This is a genomic window from Mesorhizobium yinganensis (assembly GCF_040081985.1).
Classification (GTDB): domain Bacteria; phylum Pseudomonadota; class Alphaproteobacteria; order Rhizobiales; family Rhizobiaceae; genus Kumtagia; species Kumtagia yinganensis.
Window position 1 is genome coordinate 221142 of sequence record NZ_JBEBMH010000005.1, and the last position, 23663, is coordinate 244804.

A 23663-nucleotide genomic window follows, 5' to 3' on the forward strand; every position below is an offset into this window, starting at 1 on the left:
TCACTGGCGGACGACAGCGGCGGCGTAGCCGTCCGGACGAACGAGAGCGGCCCGCACGCCGGCAAAGATGCCGTCATGCTTCGGCGCGGCGGAGACGAAGCGGACGGCGTTCGCATCGAGCCATGCCGGCGGCGGGGCTTCGGCGCCGGCATCGAATGCCAGATGCAGCCAGTTGCCGGCCTCCAGCAACCCGTACAGATTCTTCTCTTCCTTGCCGTGTATCGCCAGAACCGTATCCGGCACCCGCGCGCCGGCTGCCAGACGTCCGTCTGTACGGACCGCCGCTGCTTCCGGTCCGTAGGCCAGGTCGAAACCCGAGAGCTCTCCAGCCATACGACGATTGGCGGCGGGAATGGCCAGCAGGTCGTTCAGCGTGGCGCGCAACGCCAGGGTCGCCGGATCGAAACGGGTGACGAGACCGGCCTGCGCCAGCGTATTGGCGTAGAGCGTCTGGCCGACCGGACGCCGCTCCTCTTCGTAGGAATCGAGCAGGGTTTCCGGCGCGCTTCCCCTGACAACGGCGGCCAGCTTCCAGCCAAGGTTCATCGCATCCTGAATGCCGACATTCATGCCTTGTCCGCCCATCGGCGCATGAATGTGGGCGGCGTCTCCGACCAGCATCACCCTGCCCTTCCGATAGGCGGAGGCCAGCCGCGTCTCGTCGGTGAAACGCGACAGCCAGATCGGATCGCGCGGCTGGCAGTCGAGGCCGAGGATGCGCTGGGCAGCGTCGGCCACCTCCTCCAGCGTCACCGGTTCGGACCGGGGCACGTGCATGCGCCGGGGATCGACAAGGACGATACGATGGTGGATTCCATCGCCCAACGGAGCGAGCATCACCGATCCGTTCTCGTCGGTGACGGAGACGACGGGCCGTGCCGGCGGCATGCCCAGAACGACATCGGCCAGCATCATCGTGTTGCGGGCGGCAAATCCGTCGAAGGCAATTGCCGCCTGTTCGCGCACGAGGCTTCGCGCGCCGTCGGCGCCTACGACATAGAGCGAAGTGAAGGTCTCGCCACCGGCTGAAACGCGAACGTGGTCGCCGAGATCCTCGACGCCGGCCACAGCCGTGCCGCGCAGAATATCGACGCCGAGTTCGGCCGCCCGCATTTCCAGCCGCTCCTCAGTCGCCGCCTGCGGGATGAACAGCGTGTAGGGGAAGCTCGTCTCGAACGGCGAGAAATCGAGGCGCGTGTCGAGCACCGCGTAGTGCCCGGTCGGGATCGGCTTGCCGGCCGCGACGAACCGGTCGGCAAGGCCGCGCAAGGCGAATATCTCCAGAGACCGGCCATGTACGGTCAGGGCGCGAGACTGAGCGCTTCGCTCGGTGCGCCGCTCCATCACCGCAACATCGACGCCGGCGAGCCGCAGTTCGCAGGCCAGCCAGAGCCCGGCCGGACCGGCTCCGGCGACGATGACTTCATAGGTTTTTTTCATGTCGATTGCTCCAATCTAACGTTGTTAGATTTATCTAACGATGTTAGATTGTCAATAGGAAATGGAGACTGCCGAATGCGCATCGTCAAAGAGGATGTCGTCGCCACCGCCCTGGATTTGCTGGACGAGGTAGGGATGGAGGGGCTGACCATGCGCAAGCTGGCCGATGCGCTGCGGATACAGGCGCCGTCGTTGTACTGGCACTTCGCCAGCAAGGAGGTGCTGCTGGAGGGAATGGCGGACGCCCTGATGGCGCCGGTGGCACGGCAGAACCCGCAAGACGAGACATGGGACACGCGCCTTGCCCGCATTGCCGGCGAGGTGCGCCAGGCACTGCTGTCGCATCGCGACGCCGCACGCGTCTTTGCCGGCACCTATCCCGTGTCGGAAAACGTGCTTCGGGTTGGCTCGCTCCTGATCGAATGCCTCAAGGCAGCGGGCGCGGATGACCGCAAGGCAAGCTGGGAGGCATTCGGCCTCGTCTATTTCGTCATCGGGTTCGCGATCGAGGAACAATCGCTGTCGGCAAAGGCGCAAGGCGGCGACGCATCCGCCGAGGAAGACGGCCTGCTGGCGCGTTATCCAGCCGCAGCCCTCGCCATACGCGAAATTACAGCCGAGAATGCCGATGTTCGGTTCGAATACAGCCTGCGCGGACAGGTCGAAGCCTTGCGAGCACGAGCAGCGGGGTGGGGGGCTTCGGCAGCCGGTTAGCCTATATCCACCGGCGGCTTCACCTGAAGGCCGGGCTCGGTCCAGTCGGTGGGGCGCACGACCGTGCGGTGCACCTTCGGCGGCTCGGCGCCGCTGTGCAGGGCGCGGATGCGGTCGTCCACGACGGCATCGGCCTGGGTGCGGCGCTGGTTGTGGCGCAGGTAATCGTGCCAGGTCGGGACGTGATAGGACTCGATCCATTGCTCGGGTTTTTCAGTGTCGCGCAGCAGTTCCCATTGCCGCGCGCCGTCGCGGCGGCGGATGCGTTCGCGGTCGTGCATGGCCTTCAGGAAGGCGCGGGTGTCCTCTTCCCTAATGACGTATTCGATCAGGATCGCTACCGGACCGCTGCGTCCGCGCAGGTCGAGCGCGACATTCGGGACCTTCCAACGATTGAGCGGATCAAGATTGTCGGAGGTCTTTTCCGGCAGCGCCAGTTTGAACCCGATCGCCGCGCCAAGGAGCATGATGCCCGCGGCCGACAGCAGTGCGATGTCCGTGCCGTATTCTTCCGCCACCAGCCCCCAGACCCATGCGCCCAGCGCCATGCCGCCGAAGGTCGCGGTCTGGTAGAGCGAAAGCGCTCGGCCGAGCACCCAGCGCGGCGTCGACAGTTGCACCGTCACATTGAACATCGATAGGGCGAATACCCAGCTTGCGCCGCCGATGGCGACTCCCAGCCCGGCGACCCAGGCATTTGGGGCGAGCGCGATGATGGTCGCGCAGACAGCGAAGGCAATGAAGGCGGCGCGCGCGATGGCCTCGTTCGACCAGTTCTCGCGCATCCGGCCACCGAGGAAGGCGCCGCCAATCGCACCGATGCCATAGCAGCCAAGCAGCAGGCCGTAGAGCAGCGGCCCGCCGCCCGGCAGGTCGCGCGCCACCAGCGGCAGCATCGCCAGCACCACGATGGCGCTGAGGCCGAAGACGAAACCGCGCAGCATCACCTTCTCGATGTGCGGCGACATGGCGACATAGCGCAGACCCGCCGACATGGCGGGGCCGAGCGTCTCCGGCGGAAGCGCGCTGGGAACGGTATCGCGCTTCCAGCGGGCCATGACGAAGATCAGGGGAAGATAGCTCAGCACGTTGACAGCGAAGGCGGCAGCCGCGCCGGCGGTGGCGACGATGATGCCGCCGATCGCAGGTCCGACACTGCGTGTGAGGTTGAAGTTGACGCTGTTCAGTATCACCGCGGCGGAGAGCAGGGGACGCGGCACCATATCGCCCACGGAAGCCTGCCAGGACGGATTGTTGAGCGCCGTGCCGCATCCTATCAGGAAGGTGAAGACCAGCAGCAGCCAGGGATTGAGGATATTTAGATAAGCGCAAACCGCCAGCAGGATCGACACCGTGAACATCAGAAGTTGGGCGGCGAGCATCACCCTGCGGCGGTCGAAATTGTCGGCTATGGCGCCGGCGGCCAGCGAGAAGATCATGATCGGCAGCGTGGTCGATGCCTGGACGAGCGCTACCATGTCGTCGGATGCGGAGATGGAGGTCATCAGCCACGCCGCGCCGACCGACTGGATCAGGCCGCCGAGATTGGATGCGAGGCTGGCGAACCATATTTCCCGGAACACGGGATGCCCCATGGGAGCCAGGGGCGATATGCGGTCGGTCACCGGCGGGTTCCTCCTTCGCAACCGCGGCTAAACCAGATTTGCCGGTGATTTCATAGCCTCTTCGCGCCAGCGAGAACCGGTGCAGTCGCCGGGAGCTTGCTGGACCAATACCTTGGGGGTTCGGCTGGAACAAATCCCGAAAAATGTCGACCTGACGTCGAGTTGTTCAATGCGTAGGCTGCGCCCCTGATCCCGAAGGCCGCTATTCAGCGGCCTTCGGGAAGGGCACGGGAGACGCGGCAGGCTTCGACGCGGCGACGGCCGGCGTAGCCTTGTTGCGCCGGAAGACGCGGCGGAAGAAGCCGTAGACCTTGCTGTTCTTGCTGCGCGTGAACACCATCAGCATCGACGGCGTGACGATCAGCGTCAGCACGGTGGCGAAGGACAGGCCGAAAACGATCGCCGAGGACAGCGCGATCCACCATTGAGTCGACGGCGCGTTGATCGTCGTCTCCTGGTGGAAGATTTCAAGGCCAAGGCCGAAGGCGATCGGCAGCACGCCGAGGATCGCCGACACCGCCGTCAGCACCACCGGACGGGCGCGCTCGCGGCAGGTCTGCAGCACCGCTTCTTCTTTCTCCCAGCCTTCCTCGCGCAGCCGGTCGTAGGTGTCGATCAGCACGATGTTGTTGTTCACCACCACGCCGGCCAGCGCGATGAAGCCGATGCCGGACATGACGATGACGAAGGTCTGTCCGGTGAGCAGCATGCCGAGCAGCGCGCCGACGATCGCCATGACGACGCAGGTCAGGACGAGGATGACGCTGGTAAACTTGTTGAACTGCGCGAGCAGCACGATGAAGATCAGGAACATCGCCGCGCCGAAGGCGCTGATGAGGAACGCGCCAGCCTCCGCGCTGTCCTCGTTGGAACCGGCCAGCTTCCAGTCAACGCCGGTCTTGGCCATGTCGCCGACGACCTTGCTGACCGCGGCCTGCACCTCCGCGACCTGGAAACCCGAGGCGACGTTGGCCTGGATGGTGATGGTGCGCTTGCCGTCGATGCGGTTGAGCACGCCGACGGTCGGTTCCGGCTTGCGCGTGACGAAGTTCGAGATCGGCACGGAGCCTTGCGCCGTCTCGACACGCAGTTCGTCCAGCGCCGACAGCGTGCGGCGGTCCTCGGGCAGGCGCAGCCTGATGTCGACGGCATCGTCGGCGCCCGGAGGCCGGTAGTCGGTCAATTTCAAGCCGGTGGTAACGAGCTGCACGACCGTGCCGACCGCCACCGGCGAAATGCCGTATTGCGCGGCCTTGGCGCGGTCGATCTGGAGCGCCCAGTCAACGCCGGGTGGCGGAAGGCCATCGGACAGGTCGATCACGCCCGGCACTTTCGCGACCGCGGCGGCGACCTGCTTTGCGTAGTCATTCAGACCCGCAGGGTCGGTTGCCGAGAGCTGGACCTGGATCGCCTTGCCGGTCGGCGGTCCCGCATCCGGCACCCGCACCTCGACATCGACACCTGGAATGCCGGCCATGGCGACGCGCAGATCGTCGAGGATCTGGTGTGCCGACTTGCGTTCGCGCCAGTCGATGAACTCGTAGTTGATGACGCCGACCACGTCCTCGGGGATATCCTCGCCGCCGCGGGTCTTGCCGACCTTGGTCAGCACCGACTTGATGCCCGGCCAGCCGAGCATGCGCTCCTCCGCGACCCGGGTCGCCGCATCCATCTCCTCCAGCGAGAGGTTGCCGCGCGCATGCACGTAGAGCAGGCCGTAGTCGGGCTCGACGGTCGGGAAGAACTCGACGCCGTTGCCGTATTTGACATAGGCGAACATGCCGCCGCCAAGCAGCAGGACGGTCAGCACCAGCGCCGTGATCGGCCAGTGCACGGCGGTCTTGACCACCGCCATGTAGGCGCCGTCACGGTTCTCGTGTTCGCCGTGCAGCGGCGCCTTGCCGATGAGGGCGCCGATCGCCGGCGCGAAGATCAGCGCGTAGGCCATAGACGCCGCTAGCGTGACGATCAGCGTGATCGGCAGGTATTTCATGAAATCGCCGACGATGCCGGGCCAGAAGAGCAGCGGCGAGAAGGCGGCGATGCGCGTCAGCGTCGCGGCGATGACCGGCCCGGCCATGCGCTTGGCCGCCTCCTCGAAGGCCTGCGCCTTCGGCATGCCTTCGCCCATGCGCCGCTCGGCATATTCGGTGACGATGATGGCGTCGTCGACCAGCATGCCGACGGCGAGGATCAGGCTGAACAGCACGATCATGTTGATCGTGTAGCCCATCAGCGCGAGCAGCAGGATGCCCATCAGGAACGACGAGGGGATGGCGAGCCCGATCAGCAGCGAGGCGCGGCCGGACAGCGCGTAGAGGATGACAATGAAAACCAGGATGACCGCGATCAGCACGTGGTTCTGCAGGTCGTTGAGCAACTGGTTGACGAAAGTCGACTTGTCCTGGGTGTAGGTCACCGTGAGGTCGGGCAGCGTCTGCTTGTTCTGGTCGCGGAACTCTTCGGCTACCTTCTTGGCGCCCTCGATCGTCTGCACCACGTTGGCGCCGATGCGCTTCTTGACGGCGATGGTGATGGCGCTCTTGCCGTCGATGCGGGCGATCGTCTCGGCATCCTTGAAGGTGGAGCGCACCGTGGCGAGGTCGCGAACGCGCACCACGGCATCCTGGCCGGCCACGACCGGAAGGTTGGCGACGTCCTCTGGCGTTTCGATCAGCGCCGGCACCTTGACCGCGTATTTGCCTTCCGAGCCTTCGATCGCGCCGGCGGCCACGAGGCTGTTGGAGGCGCCGATGCCCTGGATCATCTGGTCCAACCGCAGCCCGTAGGAGGCGAGGCGCATAGGATCGATGATCGCCTCGACAAGCTCGTCGCGCGAGCCCTGGATTTCGCCTTCCAGAACGCCCGGAACCTCCTCGATGCGGTCGCGCAAGGTCTTTGCCGCGGCGGTCAGTACGCGCTCGGGAATGTCGCCGGACAGGGTGATGAAGACCACCGGGAATTCGGAGAGGTTGACTTCGTTGACGGTCGGCTCCTCGACGCCCGCCGGCAGGTCGCGCTTGGCGTCCTGGACCTTGTTACGGGTATCGATGAGCGCGTCTCCCAGGTCGACCGACGGATCGAACTCGACGATGACGTTGGCACCGCCCTGGAAGGCGTTGGACTTCATCTCCTTGAGCCCCTTGAGGCTCTTCAGCTGGGACTCCACGGGCCGCAGCAGCAGGCGCTCCGCATCCTCGGGCGAGATGCCCTGATAGATGAGGCTGACATACATGATCGGGATGGCGACATCCGGCTCGGCTTCTTTCGGCACGGAGTTGTAGGCCACCGCCCCGGCGATCACCAGAAAGAGGAGCACCGACAGGGTCAGCCGCGCATTGCGTATGGCGAGCTTGACGATATCCATTAGCTTCTCACCCTCTGCCGTCCTGACGTCAGTTGGTACCGGTGGCTTCGCCGACCAGCTTCTTGATCGTCGCCTCGTCGGCCGGCACGGCCTTCACATGGGCGCCTTCGGCGACAAGATCCTGGCCGGCGACGATAATTCGGGCATCGGCGGGTATGCCGCCAAGCACCAAGCCCGTCGGTGTGTCGTCGACTATGTCGATCGGGAAGAAGACAACCTTATCGTTCTTATCGACCGCGCGGATGCCGATGTCGCCGGCGTCGGAGAGCGTCACCACCGAACGCGGCAGCATGACGGCATCGGTCGGCTGCCCGCGCAGCGTGACCTCGGCGGTCATGCCGGCCGGCAGCGCCTTGTCCTCGTTGGGAATCGCCACCTCGATGCGGAAAGTGCGCGTCGTGGCCGAGGCATCGCGGCTGATATAGCGCAGCGTGCCCTTGAGCTTCTTGCCGTCGACGAGTTGGATTTCCGCCTCGTCCCCGACCTTGAGATATTGCAGGTCGCGCTCGCTGACTTCGCCAATGGCCAACAGAGGGTCGAGGTTGATCAGCGTCGCCACCTCGGCGCCGGCCAGGATGGCGCTGCCGCGCTGGACGGGCACGCGGTCGATCAGGCCGTTGAACGGCGCGTAGATTTCGTAGTTGGCAAGCTCGGCCCTGGCGCCCTCCAGTTGCGACTGGGCCGTGGCAAGCGCCGCACGAGCCTGGTCGGCCTGGAGTTTCGGTGCGTTTCCGCCCTTCACCAGCTTCTCCGCGGCGTCGGCCTCGGCCTGCCGCTGCGCGACCACGCTCTCCGCCATGCGGATCGCAGCTTCCTTGTCTCCGGCGTCCAGGCGCATCACCAGGTCGCCGCGGTTGACGCGCTCGCCCTGTTTCACCGGCAGGCTCTGGATGACGCCCATGACGCGGGTGGCCAACGTCACGCGCTTCTCGGCCTCTGTCCGGCCGGAGATACGGATGGCGCGCGCATGCTGGGTGCGCGGCGGTGTGATGACCGCGACCGTGCGCAGCACGACCGGAGGCTTCTCCGCCTCCGCCTTCTTCGCTGCTTCCTCGGCTTCCGGCGCGGCGCTGCCGACCGACGAGAACCGGCCCGTTCCCATCCAGGCGGCGAAAGCGACCAGCACGACGACCGCAGCCACCTTATGGAATCTGAACTTCGACATGATCGTTTCCGTTTGCCGATTAAGCCGAGGCATTCGCAGCCCCGCATATGGGTACGTATGGCCGCAGTTACACGCCCGGTCGGCGAACCCCCGGGGGGGCGGCGTACACGTACATCATCTTGTCATCGCCCAAAAGTGAGAATTTTTTATCAACCGATCAGGATTCGAGCGATTGGAACATCCTCACGAAGCGTAGAATGCCTTGCAACGCCTGGTTTTGCCGGACAGTGCAGCAATGGCAGCAGCCGTCAGCAATATTGTCGCACAGCTCATACGAACGCTACCTCCTTGCCGAGCGGCAGGGAGCGGATGCGTTTTCCCGTCAGCGCGAAGATCGCATTGGCCAGCGCCGGAGCGGCCGGCGGCGTGCCGATCTCGCCGACGCCGCCCATCTTGTGGAAGTTCTCGATTATGGCGACTTCGAACTCCGGGCACTGATGGATACGCATGGCGTCGAAGTCATGGAAGTTCGACTGCTCGACCGCGCCGTTGGCGAAGGTGATCTCCTGGCCCACAGCCGCTGACAGGCCGTAGATCGCGCCGGAAATAAGCTGCGCCTCGATAATGCCGGGATCGAGCGCTGTGCCGACATCCGCCGCGATCCACACTTTCTCGATGCGGATGCCGGAAGGTGTCTGGGCGACCTGCACGACCTCGCCGACCCAACTGCCGAAGGACAGCGTGAAGGCGATGCCCTTTGCCTTGCCGGCGGGCAAGGCTTCGCCCCATTTCGCCATAGCTGCAACTTTTTCGACCACCGTTACCGCCGCCGGGTAGACGGCCATCAGTTTTTTGCGCAATTCGACCGGGTCGGTTTTTCCAGCGGCCGCGATCTCGTCCATGAAGCACTCATGGAAGAAGCCGTTGAAAGAGTTGCCGACCGAACGCCACGATCCGACAGGAATGGTGACCGGGGCGGCGATGCCGGTCACACGGTAATTGGCGATCGTATAGGGCTGGTTGTAGGCGCCGTCGACGATGGTCTTGTCCGGACCGAGTGGCGGGATCGACGGAAACAGCCGCCGCAAGGTGCTGGCAATGACGGAAGGCGAGGAGACTTTCATGTCGAGCGCGACGGGCAGGCCATCATCGCCGAGCCGCGCCTGGAACTTTCCGGCGGCGGCCGGCCGGTAGGCGTCCTGGCGCAAATCCTGCTCGCGCGTCCAGACAACCTTGATGGGGCGCCCGTCTGTCTCCTTCGCCATCAGGGCCGCGCAGAGCGAAAAATCCGCCTCAACCCTTCGGCCGAAACCGCCGCCGAGCGACGGCGTATGGATATTCACCTTGACCTCGTCGAGTTGCAGCGCCGTTGCGCACAGGCGCCGCGTGATCGTCGGCGCCTGGTTGCCGGCCCACAGGTCGAGCACGCCGTCCTTCAGCCGCGCCGTGGCGTTCATCGGCTCCATCGCTGCATGGGCGAGATAGGGGACCCAATATTCCGCCTCGACCAGCTTTTCGGCCGGCGCATCGGCAAAAGCGACGTCGACATCGCCGTCGTCACGCATCGCCGAGCCGTCGGGCGAAGAGAGGGCATCGGTGAGCACCTTGGCGATGGCCGCGGTGTCGAGCGGATATTCGGGCACGTCCCACTCTGCCTCGATGGCGTCCGCCGCCTTGAACGCCGCCCAGGTGTTTTTCGCGATGATGCCGAAGCCATGGCCGTAATTGGTCGCCAGCGGCACGATTTTTATCATGCCCGGCATTTTCTCGGCTTTGGAGAGGTCAGCCTTGAGGGGTTTCGCCCAGAACCGTGGGCTGAGTTTTACGGTGCCGAAAAGCATGTCAGGCAGCACCATATCCATGCCGAAGATCGGTGCGCCGGTGACTTTCGCCAGCATGTCGACGCGCTTCTGCGGTTTGCCGAGCAGCGTCCAGTCGGACTTTGGCTTGAGCGGCGGGTCGGAGGGCGGCGACAATTTGGCCGCGTCGATGGCCACCTCGCCATAGGTCAGCGAGCGGCCCGACGCCTTGTGGAGAATCGCGGCACCTGCGGTCTCAAGCTCCGCTGCGGGAACTTGAAGCCTAGTGGCGGCTGCCGCAACGAGCATCAGCCGCGCAGCAGCGCCGGCCTGCCGCATCTTGATAAAGCCGTCGCGGGTCGAGGCCGAGCCGCCCGTGCCCTGCAGACCGAAAATCTTGCTGACGCCGCCCATCACGGATCGCATGATCTCGGCGGTGACGCTCTCGTCGTAGAAGGCAAAAGGTCCGCCTTCCTCGATCATCGCCGCGTTGTAATAGGCCCAGGACGCCGGCCCGTGCTCCACCTTCAGCCCCTCCAGCGGCACGTCGAGTTCTTCCGCGACCATTGCGGCGAGCGTCGTCGAAATGCCCTGGCCCATTTCGGCGCGGGGCGCGATGACGGTGATGGTGTTGTCGGTGGCGATCTTCACGTAGGGATTGAAGGTGGCCTCGCCCTCGGCGAGGTCGCCTTCCAGAGGGTTCGAGTAAGGCGTCGCAACATACCAGTAGCCGAAGGCAGCGCCACCGGCGACGGCAGCCGCGCCGAACAGCAAGGCGCGTCGGGTGATCTTGCCCAAGCTGGCCATGGTCAGATCCTTGCTGTCTTGAGCGCCGCCGCCTTCCTGATGGCAGCGCGAATCTTCGGATAGGTGCCGCAACGGCAGAGATTGCCGCTCATCGCCGCGTCGATGTCGTCGTCCGTCGGGTCGGCGACCTGATCCAGCAAGGCGGCGGCGCTCATGATCTGGCCGGCCTGGCAATAGCCGCATTGAGCGACCTGTTCTTCCAGCCATGCCTGCTGCACCGGATGCAGTTTTCCGCCCTGCGCCAGTCCTTCGATGGTCACTATCTCGCCGTCGACGTTACCCACTGGCAACACACAGGAGCGGACCGGCATTCCGTCGACATGCACCGTGCAGGCGCCGCACATGGCGACGCCGCAGCCGAATTTCGGGCCGGTCTTGCCCGCGAGGTCCCGCAACGTCCAGAGCAGCGGCATGTCCGGATCGGCATCGATTTCCGTGGGCTTTCCGTCGACGATCAGGCGCATTGGATAGGAAATCCTTCTGCCAGCGGGTAGGAAGGGTGGGAATTGACTTATCCCAACAATATGACAAAATCCGTCAAAATGTCAAGACGTCCTCGCCGAGCCGAAAATCCAGCACCATCCGGTGCAACAGCGGAGGATGCGAAGCGCTCCCGCATCCTGCAGGCGGCGATGAAGGTTTTTCTCGCCTACGGGTTTTCCCGCGTCACCATGGACGACATCGCCAGGGCGTCCGAGATGTCAAGGCCGGCGCTCTACCTGGTGTTCCGCAACAAGGCCGACATTTACCAGGCGATAGCCGCAAGCCTCATGGCCGAATCCTTGGGCAAGGCGGGTGTGGCGCTGGCTGCCGAAGGCACGTTTGCCGAGCGGATGAATATGGCGATCGATTCCTGCATGATCTCGATCTTTTCGGAAATCGCGGCCTCGCCGCACGGCGCCGAAATCCTGGACGCCAAGAGCACGCTCTCGGCCGACCTGCTGCTGTCATGGAAACGCGATCTTGGCGGCATTATGCGCGATACGATCGAGGCGGAAGCGGAGGAGAACGGCGTTGATCTGGCGGCCGGCGAGCTCTCTCCCGAAATGCTGTCACAGTTTCTTCTCGACGGCATTGAGGGTATGAAATCGCGTCTGAGCGATCCCGAAGAGCAGCGAAAGGCGGTGCGCGGGCTGGTGAAGATCGTCGAGCGGACGCTTCAGCCCTGACGGGCAGCGTGCGGCTTCGGCCGGTTGGCGAGGAAGGCGCTTACCCGGTGGCCCGGTTTCTTCTGCAACAGCGGTTGCGGCACAAGATCGGCCTTGAGATCGACCGTTGGATGTTTTCCGACCGAGTCGAAATGCTCTTCCAGCCAGTCGCTCGCGGCATTGCGGCCGAGGTCGCGCAGATATTCGAGGAAGGCCCATTCGGCGCTGATTTTCGATGAGGCCGAAAGGTTCTTGAAGGCTTCGTCGGCATCTATGCGGTGCAGCCGGATGTCTCGATAGTCACCATCCGTCAGACGCCCCTCGGCGATCAGTTTCTTGACGAAGGCGATAGCCCGGAATTCACGCAGCAAGGCGGAATTGAAGGTGATCTCGTCGATGCGGTTCTGGATCTCGTTGGCGCTGCGCGGCGTGCCCTCGCGGATGATGGGATTGATCTGGATGAGCAGCGGGTCGTCGGTTTCGGTTGCGTAAAAGAAAGGGAAGAGCGCCGGGTTGCCCCCGTAGCCGCCATCCCAATAGGGCACCCCATCGATCTCGACCGCCCGAAAGATCTGCGGCAGGCAGGCGGAGGCCATCACCACGTCGAGCGTGATCTCTTCGGGATTGAAAACCCTGATCTGCCCGGTCTCGACATTGGTGGCGGAGATGAAGAGTTTCATCGCCTGGCAAGCGCGCACCTTGTCGAAGTCGATCTCGGATTCGACCACGTCGCGCAGCGGGTTGATGTTGAGCGGGTTTGCGACATAAGGCGAGAAGGCGCGGCTCATCACGTCGTACCAGATGTAGCCGGGTGAATTCTCGACGGACCAGTTGCCCAGAAAAATGTCCCAAGGCGTGCGCTGGATCGGGCTGAAGCGTCCGTTGCGGGCGACCGCTCTCCAGAATTCGTGAAGCTTTTCGCGTGCCCCTTCCGGCCCGCCGCGCACCCAGCCGTCGACCAGCGCCACCGCGTTCATGGCGCCGGCACTGGTTCCCGAGATGGCAACGAAATCGAGCCGGCCGTCCTCGAGCAACCGGTCGAGCACGCCCCAGGTGAAGGCGCCGTGCGACCCGCCGCCCTGCAAGGCGATATTGATCCGCTTCTTGGCAGGGGATGCGCCGTTCGTTGTCATCGAGCGTTTGCCTTTCGATGGTTTGTCGAATCGTTGGCTCTGCCCTTCGCCATGGCTCCGGGCGTTCGTCGCTCCAATCGACAGATCACTGTCGATTGATCGGCCTGCGGCCGACCGCTCCTCACTCCGCCGTCCAGCCGCCATCGACGGAGATATGCGTGCCGTTGATCTCTCCCGCCTCGGGCGAGCACAGGAACGCCGCGGTGGCGGCGATCTGCTCGACCGTGACGAACTCCTTTGTCGGCTGCTTGTCGAGCATGACCTCGCGGATGACGGTCTCGCGGTCCATGTTGTGCGCCTTCATCTGGTCGGGAATCTGCGCCTCCACCAGCGGCGTCAGCACATAGCCTGGACAGATGGCATTGCAGGTGATTCCGTCGCGGGCGACTTCCAGTGCAATGGCCTTGGTCAGACCCATGATGCCGTGTTTTGCCGAGACATAGGCTGACTTGAACGGCGAAGCGACGAGGCCGTGGGCGGATGCGATATTGACGATGCGGCCCTGGCCCGCCTTCTTCATGATCGGGATGGCGGCGGCCGAGGTATGGAAGGCCGATGACAGGTTGATGGCGATGATCTGGTCCCACTTGGCGACGGGAAACTCCTCGACCGGCGCGACATGCTGGACGCCGGCATTGTTGACGAGGATGTTGACCGTGCCAAAGGCTTCCGCCGCCTTGGTCACCAGCGCCCGGCACTGGTCCGCTTTCGACATGTCGGCTTGTACATAGATCGCTTTGACGCCGAATTCCTGCCTGATGTCCGTTGCGAAGGCATGGTCTTCGGGGGTGTCGCTGAATGAGTTCAGCACGACATTGCAGCCGTCGGCGGCGAATTTTCGCGCGATGGCGAGGCCGATGCCGGAGGTGGAGCCGGTGACGATCGCCGTCCTCGGAGAAGCATTGCTGTTAGCCATGGAGATTTTTCCTGTTCATCGGCGTCAAAGACGCGCGTCGATGGAGATATTGCACTGCAACATGCAATCCAGCAACGCGGCGGATGAAATTTCGGCAATGTGAGTTGCCGTGTGGTGGCCGGCGGCCTTGATGGGCGTCGTCTTGTTCCCGCCGCCGCCGTTCAACAACCATTGCGGACAGGCGCCGCATCGTGTCATTCACGGCCAGTTCCATACGGGTTGCCCATGACACCTCCCAAAGACCTGAAAAAGCGACTGCGACTGGAAGCGCTGGCACGCCGCGACGCGCTCGACCCGGTTTGGCGCATCGAGGCTTCGCTCGACATGGCCGAGATTGCGCGGCGCAATGTCGAAGCGGGCTGCTCCGACATCGTTTCCGGCTTCTGGCCGATCCGTTCGGAGGTGGATACACGGCCGACGCTGTTCGGCCTGCGTGAGAGCGGGGCGCGACTCTGCCTGCCGGCCATCGTCGACCGCACGACCATCGTATTCCGCGAACTGGTGCGCGGCGCCGCGATTATCGACATGGGTTTCGGCACGTCCGGGCCGGGACCGGAAGCCGACGTGGTCGACCCGACGATCATGCTGGTGCCGCTCGCAGCTTTCGACGCGCGGGGACACCGCATCGGCTACGGCGCCGGTCACTATGACCGGGCGATCGCCCGGCTGCACGACAAGGGTGCTTCCGTCCGGCTGATCGGCGTCGCCTTCGATTGCCAGGAGGTCAGCGAAGTGCCGGACGAACCGCATGACGTGATCCTGCCGGAAATTTTGACGGAGAGCGGGTTGAGGCGGTTCGGGGCGAATTGATTTTTTCCTTTGGCCCCGCATCGAAACCGGCCCCGGGTATCGCTCCCTCGGCATCCGCAAAGCCGATTGGGGTTTGCTGAGAGAAGCCGCACACCCAGCCAATTTGCGGCAATCATCTAACATAGTTTTCAGCAGCGACGTTTAGCGTGCCTGGCACGTTGCTGGAGAGGGCGGAATGTTGCTGCTGAAAATCGTACTGGCGCCGTTCGTGCTGATGGCGGCGGTCTTCCTGGCGATGATCACCCATGTTTCCGGGCTCACGCTGCATCACAGGCTCGCTTGGCAGCCGACCACTGCTACGGTGCTCAATTCCGAAACCCTGTGCGAGGTCACCTATCAGCCGGTTGACGCCGTGTTGCGGGCCGTTGCGGCGCGCGGTCCCTGCGAGACGATGGGCGATCTCATCCTGCCCAAGGGCGGCACGACGCCCAGAACGCTGATGGGCGTATACGGCGCGCTCGCCTACGACACCGACGGCGGCGTGCGGAAATGGGAGGGCAAGCTGGCGGATGCGGGCGTCTACAACGCACGTACCGGCGAGAAGCTTATGCTCTATTACGACCCCTCCTCGCCCCAGGACATCGATACCGCTGAGTACAAAGGTTGGTTTGGCGGCCTGCTGATCTTCGGTTTCTCCGCGGGTCTCGTCGCTTTCTACATCTGGCTTGTCTGGCCCCGGCGCAAGAGCCCGCCCCATGCGGGCGTCCGCTCGAATGCGCCGGTGCGCGGCATCGAGAATCGCCGTCGACAGACATTCGGAAAGGCGTAAACGAGCCCCGCAAGGCGGTCCGCAGGCAATTCGACTTGCCTCGACGCGCATCACCTGACTAGAAGTTGGCATGAGACTTCTCTTTCTGGGCGACATGGTTGGACGGTCGGGGCGCACCGCCGTGTGGGAACGGCTGCCGGGGCTGATTTCGGACTTCAAGCTGGATTTCGTCATCGTCAATGGAGAGAATGCCGCTGGCGGGTTTGGCATTACCGAGGAAATTTTTCGCGAGACGATCGCGGCCGGCGCCGATGTGGTTACCACCGGCAACCACGTCTGGGACCAGCGGGAAGCGCTCGACTTCGCGCCGCGCCAGGAGCGTTTTTTGCGACCCGCGAATTTCCCGCGAGGCACGCCGGGCCGCGGTTCGGGCGTATACATCGCCCGCAACGGGGCGCGCGTGCTGGTCTCCAACATCATGGGCCGTGTGTTCATGCATCCGGAGCTTGACGATCCGTTCCGCGCCGGCGAGCGGGAGCTTGCCGCTTGTCCGCTCGGCGAACAGGCGGACGCGATCGTGATCGACTTCCATGCGGAAGCGACCTCGGAAAAAATGTGCTTCGCGCATTTCGTCGATGGTCGCGCCAGCCTGGTCGTCGGCACCCATACACACCAGCCGACCGCCGACCACCAGATCCTGAATGGCGGCACAGGCTATCTGACCGATGCCGGCATGTGCGGCGACTATGATTCCTCGCTGGGCATGGACAAGGAGGAGCCGCTCAACCGCTTCCTGTCGAAGGTGCCAAAGGGCCGTTTCGAGGCTGCCGGCGGCCCTGCGACGATTTGCGGACTCGGCGTGGAGATCTCCGACCGGACGGGACTCACGGAGCGAATCGCCGCGCTTCGCCTTGGACCGAGGCTCGAGGAAACCATCCCGTCCTTCTGGCAGAACCGTTGACGTGAGCGGACCCTTCTCCTACCTCTGTCGCGACTTTACCTACGATCCTTCACCCCTGTCTTGATCCGACGAGAAGCCGATGACCGACTTCCTTGCGATGCATTTCAACTGGCTGTCCGACCCGACCGCCTGGGTGGCGCTGCTGACACTGATCGTGCTGGAGGTCGTGCTCGGCATCGACAACCTCATCTTCATCTCGATCCTGACCAATAAGCTGCCGAAGGAACAGCAGCAGCGCGCGCGTACCATCGGCATCGGCGCCGCACTGATCATGCGGCTGGTGCTGCTGGCGACGATCTCCATCATCGTGCGGCTGACCGACCCGGTCTTCAGCCTTTTCGGTCACGGCTTCTCCTGGCGCGACCTGATCCTGATCGCCGGCGGCCTGTTCCTGGTGTGGAAGGCGACCAAGGAGATCCATCACACGGTCGATCCCGAAGATCACAAGGACACGATGGTGGGAGATGCAGTGGCGATAGGAATCGGCGCGGCGATCTTCCAGATCCTGCTGCTCGATCTGGTCTTCTCCATCGATTCGATCATCACCGCCGTCGGCATGACCGATGAAATCGCGATCATGTATATCGCAGTGATCGTGGCGGTCACGGTGATGCTGCTGGCCGTCAACCCGTTGTCGAACTTCATCGCCAAGAACCCGACCATCGTCATGCTGGCGCTGGGCTTCCTGCTGATGATCGGCATGACGCTGATCGCCGACGGCATGGGCTTCCACGTGCCGAAGGGCTACATCTACGCCGCAATGGGCTTTTCCGCGCTGGTCGAGGGGCTCAACATGCTGGCGAGGCGGCGCAAGAAGCGGTGACGGACGACCGGCTGGTCGAAAAGCCGGCCGGTCCTGCTTCGTTCAGAGTCCGATGAAAGGAACGAACCCGCCTGAGATCAGGCGCTTTCCGTCGATCGGTGCGTCCTTCATGATCTCGGCGAAACGCTCGTCCGACATCATTCTGGCGTTGGCTACGTCGCGCACGTCCTTCGACGGATAGACGATCCAGGACAGGACGACGATCTCGTCATCCCTAGCTTGGACGGCGCGCGGAAATGAGGTCAGCTCGCCGTAGGGGACATCGTCGCCGATGCATTCAACGAGGGCTGTAGCGCCGAACTCCTTCAAGATCGATTCGGAGCTGCGCTCGGCCTTCTTGTAGTCCTCGATCCGGTCTTTCGGCACGGCGAGCACGAATGCTTCGACATAGGGCATGGATGCGTCTCCGGTTGGCTGACTTGCCATAGGACGCTGCCGCGTCGGCTTTCCCGACAAGGTAGCCCGATTTTTCTGGCGCGGCCGATACGGTCAACCGACGCCGTCCGGCCACCGGTCGCCGATCGCGTTGAGGCGGACGCCCTGTTCGAGCCATGCCTTCAGGCCGCAGAGCACGATGGCGAACCCGTCGGTCGATCCGATGGCCTGCGCAACCTGGCCATCCCCATCGCCCTGAAAGCCGGAATTGCTGATATCGACGAAAGTAGTCCCATCCGCCCGGTCCGTAAAATTCCACTCGATGGTGCTGGCGTCGGCGCCGGTGCACCAGGCTGCCACGATCTTCCGATCTTCGACGATCTCCGTTGCCCGGACTTCCGACGAAATGCCGTACATTGCCCATGTCCATGTCACAGGCTTACCGGAATCCAGCCGGCCGCTGCCCTCGGTGAACCAGAAGCTTCTGGTGATTTCGGGGTCGACGAAGGCCTCGTAGACCTCATGCGCCGGCTTGCGGATCAGCATGCCGGCTCTGGCGACCGGCGATTGGTTCAACTCCATGTCATTCCCTTTTGCTGTTGAGGCGGCTGCGGCCGATCACCAGGCGTCGGGCTCTCGGACCATGTGGACGATGTTGGCGGGGTTCATGATCCAGCCGCCGCGAAAGCCGTCGCCAAGAGGCTCGATCGCGTCACAGCGGACGGAACCGGCGGCCTTGAGATGTTGGAGCGCATTCCGATGGTCGTCGCTGAAAAGCTCCAGCCAGACTTCCGCCTGGCTCATCGTCGGCGCCTCGTCGATCCAAAGCTTGTTAGGCCCGAGTTCGAAGCCAATCGCCGGCGCCTTGTCGGTGAAGGGTTTCAGGCCGACCACGTCGCGGTAGAAGGCGATCGTCGCCTCATACTGATGCGTAGGCACCTTCATGGCGATGTTGATGCCGCCGCGAATGTCTGCAGCCATGGTGTCGTCCTTCGGTCTGTTCAAAGATTGTGTTCACGGGCCGGTTCGCCAACCATCTCGCTGCGGTAATAACCGTCGCGCAGATTGATCCCGTATTCGAGATAGGCCTTCAGGCTGCACATCATCTGTGTCCAGCCTTCGCAGTTGAGGTAGGATTTCTTCAGCCCGACCTCATCCTCTCGCCAGCCCGCCTCTGCGATCGTGACTAGCGTCGCGCCGTCGTCCAGCCCGGTAAAGCCCATTTCAATGCGGGTTTTGTAGCCAGGTTTGCCGTCCGCCGTAAGCGCGTCCCAGCGCAGCACGATGCGGTCATTCTCCCGCACTTCGTCGACCTCGACCGGCACGTCACCCCACCAGATCACTGTCGTGCCAGCCACCAGTGGAGCGCTGGCGCCGCGGATGGTGGTGAAATAGCCGCTGAGCTTCTTCGGGTTGACGACGGCGTCGAAGACTTCGGCCGGCGGCTTGGCGATGCGAGCGGAAACTGTGAATCCAAGGGGCATGGGCCAGTCCTCCTGCTTGATGCCAGATTTAATATGTTATAGAAATATAACATGTCAAGCGAAACCATGGACGACAGCGTTTTCAAGGCCTTGGCCAATCCGTCCCGCCGCGCCCTGCTCGATTGTCTGAAGGAGGCGCCACGAACGACGGGAATGCTGTGCGAGGCGCTGCCCTCACTCGACCGCTGCACGGTGATGCAGCATCTGAAGGTGCTGGAGGACTCGGAACTGATCGTGGTGCGGCGCGAGGGGCGCGAGCGCTGGAATCATTTGAACGCGCTGCCGATCAAGCGGATTCACGACCGCTGGATCAGCGAATATGCAGGCCACGCGATGAGCGTACTTGATCGGCTGAGAACCGATCTGGAAGGATGAGCCGGTCACCAGTGCGCGGAAACGCTGAGGTCGACTTTCAGCCAAATTTCAGAAGTTTGCCGGTACACGGCCGCGCCGACAATCTTAAAATGCCTTCACGGGATAACTGGAGGCTGGACCGATGCTCGACCAAGGCGACATGGCCGATGCCAGGCAAGACTTTCTTGAGATCATTTCCACGAGCATGTCGATGCCATGCTATATGACGACGCAGGGGATACTGGTCGAAAAGCTGGAGATTGCCGCCCTGAAGCGGCGCGAGGCCGGTTATTTCACCAGCAATGCGGTCAATCGACACTTGACCTGGGAAGGGAACGGTAGCGGAATACAGGCAGAGACTTTCGGATTTGGCGAGAGGATCTGCAATGCCGCAGGAGGGCTCTGGGCAAGTCTTCGCGCTTGGCGAATGCCGGCTGGATCTGGCTCGGGGGCTTCTGCTGCGTGACGGCAATGCGGTTCCCCTTCGGCCGAAGGCGTTTGCCTTGCTTCGACACCTCGCCGCCAATGCCGGCAGGGTCGTCGGCAAGTCCGAATTGATCGATACGGTCTGGCCGGACGTCGTTGTAACCGAAGATTCCCTGACACAGGCCATACACGACGTTCGCAAGGTGTTGGGCGAGTGGGGGCAGGGCGCAATCAAAAGCGTCGCGCGACGTGGCTACATGCTCTCCTTGCCGGTCGCCGAACTGCCTGCGACCGGAAACATGCCAACCGTGGCCGTGCTGCGTTTTGCAAATGTAGGCGGTGACAAGGACAAGCCGGTTGTCGACGGCTTCACCGAAGACTTGGTGAATTGTCTCGCGGCGTTTCGGCGGGTCAACGTGCTGGCCCGAAACTCCAGCTTCTCGTTCGATCCGACTATGGAACCGGACTGGCGTACGATCGGGCACCGGCTCGGCGCAACTTATCTGGTCGGCGGCCGGATGAATTTCTCCGGCTCGACAATGTGGGCATCCGTGACGCTGATCGAGACATCGACTGGGGCCGTGCAGTGGAGCGGCACCTTCACTGCGAGCGGCGCCGACATATTTTCCATGCAGCACGAGATCGCTCTCAAGATCGTCAACCGGCTGGTGAGCCGGATCGACGACGCCAGCGTGGCAGGCTTGGCGGGCAGGCCGCCGTCCAGCCTGGCCGCCTACGAACTCTTGCTTCGTGGGCTTGCCCGATTTCGAGGATACCGGCCTGAAGACAATCTGGCGGCGAAGGAATTTGTGGAGAAGGCCTGCGACAGAGATCCCGACTACGGACTTGCACACGCCTATCTGGCCTTGATCGATCTGGCCATCGGCGGATACGGCGAGGCGCCGCCCGAATTGGTATCGGCCGCCGTCGAGCGTGCGGCCATAGCCGTGAATCTCTCGCCCGAGGACGCTCGTTGTCATCGCATCCTGGGTTTTGCGCGGCTGCTTGCCCGCGAGTTCGACGCAGCAGAATATCATTTGCGATGCGCTATCGAACTGAACCCGTCCGACGCCGATACGATGAACCAGATGGGATATCTCCTCACGATGCGTGGCAAACCTTTCGAAGCGATCGAATGGATGGACAAAGCGGTGCGCATCAATCCGATCCATCCGGATTGGTATCACTATGACCGGGCTTTGGCGCAGTATGGCGCCGGAGACTATGCCGGCGCGGCTGCCGGTTTGTTGAAATTGCCAGCGACACCCTGGCGATTGTCACGACTGGCCGCCTGCCAGGCACAAATGGGCAATGTCGCGGAAGCCGGCCGCACCTTAACCGAGGTGGAACGTATCGCGCCCGGCTATGCGGCGAACATTTTTCCGCGCAATGGCGACTGCTTCGAGCACCGCTCGGATGTGGATCACTGGGCCGAGGGCATGGACAAGGCCCGACTTGCACTGAACAGGGGCTGAACGCGCTTCCCCCGCGCTCAAACCCCGTCCAGCACTACGATCGTCGGCCTGTCCGGCAGGCTGCGCAGCGAGACGGTCAGCGAGCGGCTGTCGCGATAATCCACCGCGAAGCCGTCGCCCATCATGCCGAGGAATTCGGCCATCGGCGTGGAATGACGGTGCATAGGCAGCACGATGGAGGATTGAAGCCGCGCGGTGATCTCGCTCATCGAGCCGAGCGACTGCGTCATGCCGCCGTCGATCGGCACCATCAATATGTCGAGCCGGCCGATGGCGCCGATTTGGGCGTCGCTCAACTTCGTGTGCAGGTGGCCGAGGTGGCCGATGCAGAGATCGGCAACCTCGAAGATGAAGATCGAATTGCCGTCACGCTCCAGGTTGCCCCCCCAGTCGCGAATGTCGGTGGTGACGTTGCGGATATACACATCGTCGACGACGACGGCGTGGTAGGCGGGGCCGCCGTCCGGATTCCAGCCGCGCAGCACATATTCGATCGCCGGGTCCGGCGTCTCGGTGAAATGCGTGCGGTGCGCCTTGTTCATGGTGGCAATACGCGGCGGCGGATTGCCGCCGTAGACACCGCTGAAGTCGGTGGCGATGCGGACGCCGGCCGGCGTATCGATGAGATAGGTCGAGTGCCCGGCATAGGTGATGACCACCTCGCCTTCATTTTGGCCCGCCACAGGCGTGAAATTCGCATAGGTGACTTTTGGGAGCGCCTCAGCGATCGCCATGCATTTGCTGGGTGGCCGCGCGCCGTCCTGCGCCGCGGCCAAGGCCGGAGCGAAGAGCATGAAGCAGAGGGCGGCAAGCAGGCGAAGCGGCATGAGCGTTCCCGTCGGACTCCGCGCGTCGGATGTGCCGCAACGTTAAGCGCCTGCATCTCTTGCGCGAGCGTTATCGCCGAAGGGACGATCAAAATTCTGCGAGCCTGGACAAGGAGACCGGTTTCCGTCGGCAATCCGGCCTTGTTCCAACCCCTTCTGGACGTTTGACGGCAATTTATCTATAAGCCCCGCCATTCCGAAATTCGCCGAGACGACAGGGGTCCCATGGCCGGCCATTCTCAGTTCAAGAACATCATGCATCGCAAGGGCCGGCAGGACGCGATGAAGTCGAAACTGTTTTCCAAGCTGGCGCGCGAGATCACCGTCGCCGCCAAGCTCGGAACGCCCGATCCAGCGATGAACCCGCGCCTGCGGCTGGCGGTGCAAGCGGCGAAAGCCGAATCCATGCCCAAGGACAACATCCAGCGGGCGATCAACAAGGCGTCCGGTGGCGACGCCGAGAACTATGACGAGGTCCGCTACGAGGGTTATGGCCCGGGCGGCGTGGCCCTCATCGTCGAAGCGCTGACCGACAATCGCAACCGCACCGCCTCCAATGTTCGCGCGGCCTTCACCAAGGCCGGCGGCGCCCTGGGCGAAACCGGCTCGGTGTCGTTTCTCTGGGACCGGGCCGGGGAAATCTACTATCCGGCGAAGGCCGGCGACGGCGACAAGGTGATGGAAGCGGCGATCGAGGCCGGTGCCGACGACGTGCAGTCCGACGAGGACGGCCACACCATCCTTTGCGCCTTCGAAAACATCGGCGAGGTTTCGAAAGCGATGGAAGCGGCGCTGGGCGAGGCAGAGAGCGTCAAGATCATCTGGAAGCCGCAGAACAACGTGCCGGTCGACGAGGAGCGCGCGCAGTCGCTGATGAAACTCGTCGCCAATCTCGAGGACGACGACGACGTGCAGAACGTCTATGCAAATTTCGAGGTTGACGAAGCGACGCTGGCCAAGCTGAGCGCGGCGTGAGCGACAAGCCTTCCATCCGCATCGCCTATTGCACGCAGTGCCAGTGGCTGCTGCGGGCGGGATGGATGGCGCAGGAGCTGCTTTCGACCTTCGGGACCGATCTGGGCGAGGTCGCCTTGGTGCCCGGCACCGGCGGGATATTTACGATCACCTGCAACGAAACGCTCATCTGGGACCGTAAACGCGACGGCGGCTTTCCCGATGCCGCCAAGCTGAAGCAACTTGTCCGCGACGTGATCGATCCAAGTCGCGATCTCGGTCACGCGGACCGGAAAGGGACCGCCCCGCCGGCATGATGCCAGCGCTCAAACCTTGCCACCTTCACCGTTGATGGCCTGCGATGGGCCGGAACCCGCTTGCAATACGTTCCATCGGCGGAACCCTTTCGCC

The 23663-nt window shown here is 63.3% G+C and carries 25 protein-coding genes; 11 read left to right on the forward strand and 14 right to left on the reverse strand.

Going from position 1 to position 23663, the window contains the following annotated elements:
• Positions 1-1440 carry an FAD-dependent monooxygenase gene (locus tag ABMA59_RS12920; RefSeq protein WP_349005762.1) on the reverse strand — a complete coding sequence of 480 codons (1440 nt, stop codon included), beginning with the start codon at positions 1438-1440 and terminating at the stop codon, positions 1-3.
• Between the two features lie 75 nt (positions 1441-1515).
• Here ABMA59_RS12920 and ABMA59_RS12925 point away from each other — a divergent pair, with 75 nt between their 5' ends.
• Positions 1516-2154 (forward strand): TetR/AcrR family transcriptional regulator C-terminal domain-containing protein, encoded by a 639-nt coding sequence (locus ABMA59_RS12925; protein ID WP_349005763.1) that lies wholly within the window; start codon positions 1516-1518, stop codon positions 2152-2154.
• Here ABMA59_RS12925 and ABMA59_RS12930 read toward each other — a convergent pair.
• The 5 genes from ABMA59_RS12930 to ABMA59_RS12950 form a co-directional block, all read right to left on the reverse strand.
• Positions 2151-3779, reverse strand: coding sequence for an MFS transporter (locus ABMA59_RS12930; protein WP_349005764.1), 1629 nt, complete (start codon positions 3777-3779; stop codon positions 2151-2153). The two genes, ABMA59_RS12925 and ABMA59_RS12930, sit on opposite strands and share 4 nt — an antisense overlap.
• Positions 3780-3981: 202 nt before the next feature.
• The gene (locus ABMA59_RS12935; protein WP_349005765.1) at positions 3982-7146 is read right to left on the reverse strand and encodes an efflux RND transporter permease subunit; all 3165 of its coding nucleotides are present in this window, start codon (positions 7144-7146) and stop codon (positions 3982-3984) included.
• Between the two features lie 28 nt (positions 7147-7174).
• The gene (locus ABMA59_RS12940; RefSeq protein WP_349005766.1) at positions 7175-8311 is read right to left on the reverse strand and encodes an efflux RND transporter periplasmic adaptor subunit; all 1137 of its coding nucleotides are present in this window, start codon (positions 8309-8311) and stop codon (positions 7175-7177) included.
• A gap of 269 nt (positions 8312-8580) precedes the next feature.
• Entirely contained in the window at positions 8581-10857 is a 2277-nt protein-coding gene (locus ABMA59_RS12945; protein WP_349005767.1) for a xanthine dehydrogenase family protein molybdopterin-binding subunit, read from the reverse strand.
• A 2-nt stretch (positions 10858-10859) separates the two neighbouring features.
• Complete coding sequence (locus ABMA59_RS12950) at positions 10860-11321, reverse strand: (2Fe-2S)-binding protein (protein ID WP_349005768.1); 462 nt, start codon at positions 11319-11321, stop codon at positions 10860-10862.
• Between the two features lie 78 nt (positions 11322-11399).
• On the opposite strand from ABMA59_RS12950, the gene ABMA59_RS12955 reads away from it, so the two are divergent.
• Positions 11400-12026 carry a TetR/AcrR family transcriptional regulator gene (locus ABMA59_RS12955; protein WP_349005769.1) on the forward strand — a complete coding sequence of 209 codons (627 nt, stop codon included), beginning with the start codon at positions 11400-11402 and terminating at the stop codon, positions 12024-12026.
• Here the strand turns inward: ABMA59_RS12955 and ABMA59_RS12960 are convergent.
• The 3 genes from ABMA59_RS12960 to ABMA59_RS12970 form a co-directional block, all read right to left on the reverse strand.
• The gene (locus ABMA59_RS12960) at positions 12017-13138 is read right to left on the reverse strand and encodes a patatin-like phospholipase family protein (RefSeq protein WP_349005770.1); all 1122 of its coding nucleotides are present in this window, start codon (positions 13136-13138) and stop codon (positions 12017-12019) included. The two genes, ABMA59_RS12955 and ABMA59_RS12960, sit on opposite strands and share 10 nt — an antisense overlap.
• 121 nt (positions 13139-13259) lie before the next feature.
• Positions 13260-14054 (reverse strand): 3-hydroxybutyrate dehydrogenase, encoded by a 795-nt coding sequence (locus tag ABMA59_RS12965; RefSeq protein WP_349005771.1) that lies wholly within the window; start codon positions 14052-14054, stop codon positions 13260-13262.
• Positions 14055-14078: 24 nt separating this feature from the next.
• Complete coding sequence (locus tag ABMA59_RS12970; protein ID WP_349005772.1) at positions 14079-14252, reverse strand: hypothetical protein; 174 nt, start codon at positions 14250-14252, stop codon at positions 14079-14081.
• Positions 14253-14279: 27 nt separating this feature from the next.
• Here ABMA59_RS12970 and ABMA59_RS12975 point away from each other — a divergent pair, with 27 nt between their 5' ends.
• The 4 genes from ABMA59_RS12975 to ABMA59_RS12990 all read left to right on the forward strand — a co-directional run bounded on the left by ABMA59_RS12975 (position 14280) and on the right by ABMA59_RS12990 (position 17357).
• Entirely contained in the window at positions 14280-14864 is a 585-nt protein-coding gene (locus tag ABMA59_RS12975) for a 5-formyltetrahydrofolate cyclo-ligase (protein ID WP_349005773.1), read from the forward strand.
• A gap of 175 nt (positions 14865-15039) precedes the next feature.
• A complete protein-coding gene (locus ABMA59_RS12980) occupies positions 15040-15633 on the forward strand; it encodes a DUF3592 domain-containing protein (RefSeq protein WP_349005774.1) in 594 nt (197 codons plus the stop codon).
• A 70-nt stretch (positions 15634-15703) separates the two neighbouring features.
• Complete coding sequence (locus tag ABMA59_RS12985) at positions 15704-16534, forward strand: TIGR00282 family metallophosphoesterase (RefSeq protein ID WP_349005775.1); 831 nt, start codon at positions 15704-15706, stop codon at positions 16532-16534.
• A 79-nt stretch (positions 16535-16613) separates the two neighbouring features.
• Positions 16614-17357: a TerC family protein gene (locus ABMA59_RS12990; RefSeq protein ID WP_349005776.1), complete on the forward strand. Its 744-nt coding sequence runs from the start codon at positions 16614-16616 to the stop codon at positions 17355-17357.
• A 42-nt stretch (positions 17358-17399) separates the two neighbouring features.
• Here ABMA59_RS12990 and ABMA59_RS12995 read toward each other — a convergent pair whose 3' ends face one another.
• The 4 genes from ABMA59_RS12995 to ABMA59_RS13010 form a co-directional block, all read right to left on the reverse strand.
• On the reverse strand, positions 17400-17753 hold the full coding sequence (locus ABMA59_RS12995) for a DUF1428 domain-containing protein (RefSeq protein WP_349005777.1): 354 nt from the start codon (positions 17751-17753) through the stop codon (positions 17400-17402).
• Positions 17754-17846: 93 nt separating this feature from the next.
• Positions 17847-18314, reverse strand: a complete 468-nt coding sequence (locus ABMA59_RS13000; protein WP_349005778.1) for an SRPBCC family protein — start codon at positions 18312-18314, stop codon at positions 17847-17849.
• A 36-nt stretch (positions 18315-18350) separates the two neighbouring features.
• The gene (locus tag ABMA59_RS13005; RefSeq protein WP_349005779.1) at positions 18351-18713 is read right to left on the reverse strand and encodes a hypothetical protein; all 363 of its coding nucleotides are present in this window, start codon (positions 18711-18713) and stop codon (positions 18351-18353) included.
• Positions 18714-18733: 20 nt separating this feature from the next.
• Entirely contained in the window at positions 18734-19216 is a 483-nt protein-coding gene (locus tag ABMA59_RS13010; protein ID WP_349005780.1) for an SRPBCC domain-containing protein, read from the reverse strand.
• A 51-nt stretch (positions 19217-19267) separates the two neighbouring features.
• Here ABMA59_RS13010 and ABMA59_RS13015 point away from each other — a divergent pair, with 51 nt between their 5' ends.
• The 3 genes from ABMA59_RS13015 (at position 19268) to ABMA59_RS13025 (ending at position 21471) form a co-directional block, all read left to right on the forward strand.
• Entirely contained in the window at positions 19268-19591 is a 324-nt protein-coding gene (locus ABMA59_RS13015; RefSeq protein ID WP_349005781.1) for an ArsR/SmtB family transcription factor, read from the forward strand.
• Between the two features lie 121 nt (positions 19592-19712).
• Entirely contained in the window at positions 19713-20036 is a 324-nt protein-coding gene (locus ABMA59_RS13020; protein ID WP_349005782.1) for a hypothetical protein, read from the forward strand.
• A complete protein-coding gene (locus ABMA59_RS13025; RefSeq protein ID WP_349005783.1) occupies positions 19957-21471 on the forward strand; it encodes a winged helix-turn-helix domain-containing protein in 1515 nt (504 codons plus the stop codon). Before ABMA59_RS13020 ends, ABMA59_RS13025 begins: the two co-directional genes overlap by 80 nt.
• 17 nt (positions 21472-21488) lie before the next feature.
• Here ABMA59_RS13025 and ABMA59_RS13030 read toward each other — a convergent pair whose 3' ends face one another.
• A complete protein-coding gene (locus tag ABMA59_RS13030; RefSeq protein WP_349005784.1) occupies positions 21489-22298 on the reverse strand; it encodes an MBL fold metallo-hydrolase in 810 nt (269 codons plus the stop codon).
• Between the two features lie 225 nt (positions 22299-22523).
• On the opposite strand from ABMA59_RS13030, the gene ABMA59_RS13035 reads away from it, so the two are divergent.
• Positions 22524-23273, forward strand: a complete 750-nt coding sequence (locus ABMA59_RS13035; protein ID WP_349005785.1) for a YebC/PmpR family DNA-binding transcriptional regulator — start codon at positions 22524-22526, stop codon at positions 23271-23273.
• The gene (locus ABMA59_RS13040; RefSeq protein WP_349005786.1) at positions 23270-23569 is read left to right on the forward strand and encodes an Rdx family protein; all 300 of its coding nucleotides are present in this window, start codon (positions 23270-23272) and stop codon (positions 23567-23569) included. Before ABMA59_RS13035 ends, ABMA59_RS13040 begins: the two co-directional genes overlap by 4 nt.
• The last annotated feature ends 94 nt before the right edge of the window (positions 23570-23663 follow it).

What these genes read in the sequence shown, in the direction of transcription:
- ABMA59_RS12920 (WP_349005762.1), bottom strand. Translation starts at nt 1,440, where the DNA reads ATGAAAAAAACCTATGAAGTCATCGTCGCCGGAGCCGGTCCGGCCGGG.
- ABMA59_RS12925 (WP_349005763.1), top strand. Translation starts at nt 1,516, where the DNA reads ATGCGCATCGTCAAAGAGGATGTCGTCGCCACCGCCCTGGATTTGCTG.
- ABMA59_RS12935 (WP_349005765.1), bottom strand. Translation starts at nt 7,146, where the DNA reads ATGGATATCGTCAAGCTCGCCATACGCAATGCGCGGCTGACCCTGTCG.
- ABMA59_RS12940 (WP_349005766.1), bottom strand. Translation starts at nt 8,311, where the DNA reads ATGTCGAAGTTCAGATTCCATAAGGTGGCTGCGGTCGTCGTGCTGGTC.
- ABMA59_RS12945 (WP_349005767.1), bottom strand. Translation starts at nt 10,857, where the DNA reads ATGGCCAGCTTGGGCAAGATCACCCGACGCGCCTTGCTGTTCGGCGCG.
- ABMA59_RS12950 (WP_349005768.1), bottom strand. Translation starts at nt 11,321, where the DNA reads ATGCGCCTGATCGTCGACGGAAAGCCCACGGAAATCGATGCCGATCCG.
- ABMA59_RS12955 (WP_349005769.1), top strand. Translation starts at nt 11,400, where the DNA reads ATGTCAAGACGTCCTCGCCGAGCCGAAAATCCAGCACCATCCGGTGCA.
- ABMA59_RS12960 (WP_349005770.1), bottom strand. Translation starts at nt 13,138, where the DNA reads ATGACAACGAACGGCGCATCCCCTGCCAAGAAGCGGATCAATATCGCC.
- ABMA59_RS12965 (WP_349005771.1), bottom strand. Translation starts at nt 14,054, where the DNA reads ATGGCTAACAGCAATGCTTCTCCGAGGACGGCGATCGTCACCGGCTCC.
- ABMA59_RS12970 (WP_349005772.1), bottom strand. Translation starts at nt 14,252, where the DNA reads ATGACACGATGCGGCGCCTGTCCGCAATGGTTGTTGAACGGCGGCGGC.
- ABMA59_RS12975 (WP_349005773.1), top strand. Translation starts at nt 14,280, where the DNA reads ATGACACCTCCCAAAGACCTGAAAAAGCGACTGCGACTGGAAGCGCTG.
- ABMA59_RS12980 (WP_349005774.1), top strand. Translation starts at nt 15,040, where the DNA reads ATGTTGCTGCTGAAAATCGTACTGGCGCCGTTCGTGCTGATGGCGGCG.
- ABMA59_RS12985 (WP_349005775.1), top strand. Translation starts at nt 15,704, where the DNA reads ATGAGACTTCTCTTTCTGGGCGACATGGTTGGACGGTCGGGGCGCACC.
- ABMA59_RS12990 (WP_349005776.1), top strand. Translation starts at nt 16,614, where the DNA reads ATGACCGACTTCCTTGCGATGCATTTCAACTGGCTGTCCGACCCGACC.
- ABMA59_RS12995 (WP_349005777.1), bottom strand. Translation starts at nt 17,753, where the DNA reads ATGCCCTATGTCGAAGCATTCGTGCTCGCCGTGCCGAAAGACCGGATC.
- ABMA59_RS13000 (WP_349005778.1), bottom strand. Translation starts at nt 18,314, where the DNA reads ATGGAGTTGAACCAATCGCCGGTCGCCAGAGCCGGCATGCTGATCCGC.
- ABMA59_RS13005 (WP_349005779.1), bottom strand. Translation starts at nt 18,713, where the DNA reads ATGGCTGCAGACATTCGCGGCGGCATCAACATCGCCATGAAGGTGCCT.
- ABMA59_RS13010 (WP_349005780.1), bottom strand. Translation starts at nt 19,216, where the DNA reads ATGCCCCTTGGATTCACAGTTTCCGCTCGCATCGCCAAGCCGCCGGCC.
- ABMA59_RS13015 (WP_349005781.1), top strand. Translation starts at nt 19,268, where the DNA reads ATGTCAAGCGAAACCATGGACGACAGCGTTTTCAAGGCCTTGGCCAAT.
- ABMA59_RS13020 (WP_349005782.1), top strand. Translation starts at nt 19,713, where the DNA reads ATGCTCGACCAAGGCGACATGGCCGATGCCAGGCAAGACTTTCTTGAG.
- ABMA59_RS13025 (WP_349005783.1), top strand. Translation starts at nt 19,957, where the DNA reads ATGCCGCAGGAGGGCTCTGGGCAAGTCTTCGCGCTTGGCGAATGCCGG.
- ABMA59_RS13030 (WP_349005784.1), bottom strand. Translation starts at nt 22,298, where the DNA reads ATGCCGCTTCGCCTGCTTGCCGCCCTCTGCTTCATGCTCTTCGCTCCG.
- ABMA59_RS13035 (WP_349005785.1), top strand. Translation starts at nt 22,524, where the DNA reads ATGGCCGGCCATTCTCAGTTCAAGAACATCATGCATCGCAAGGGCCGG.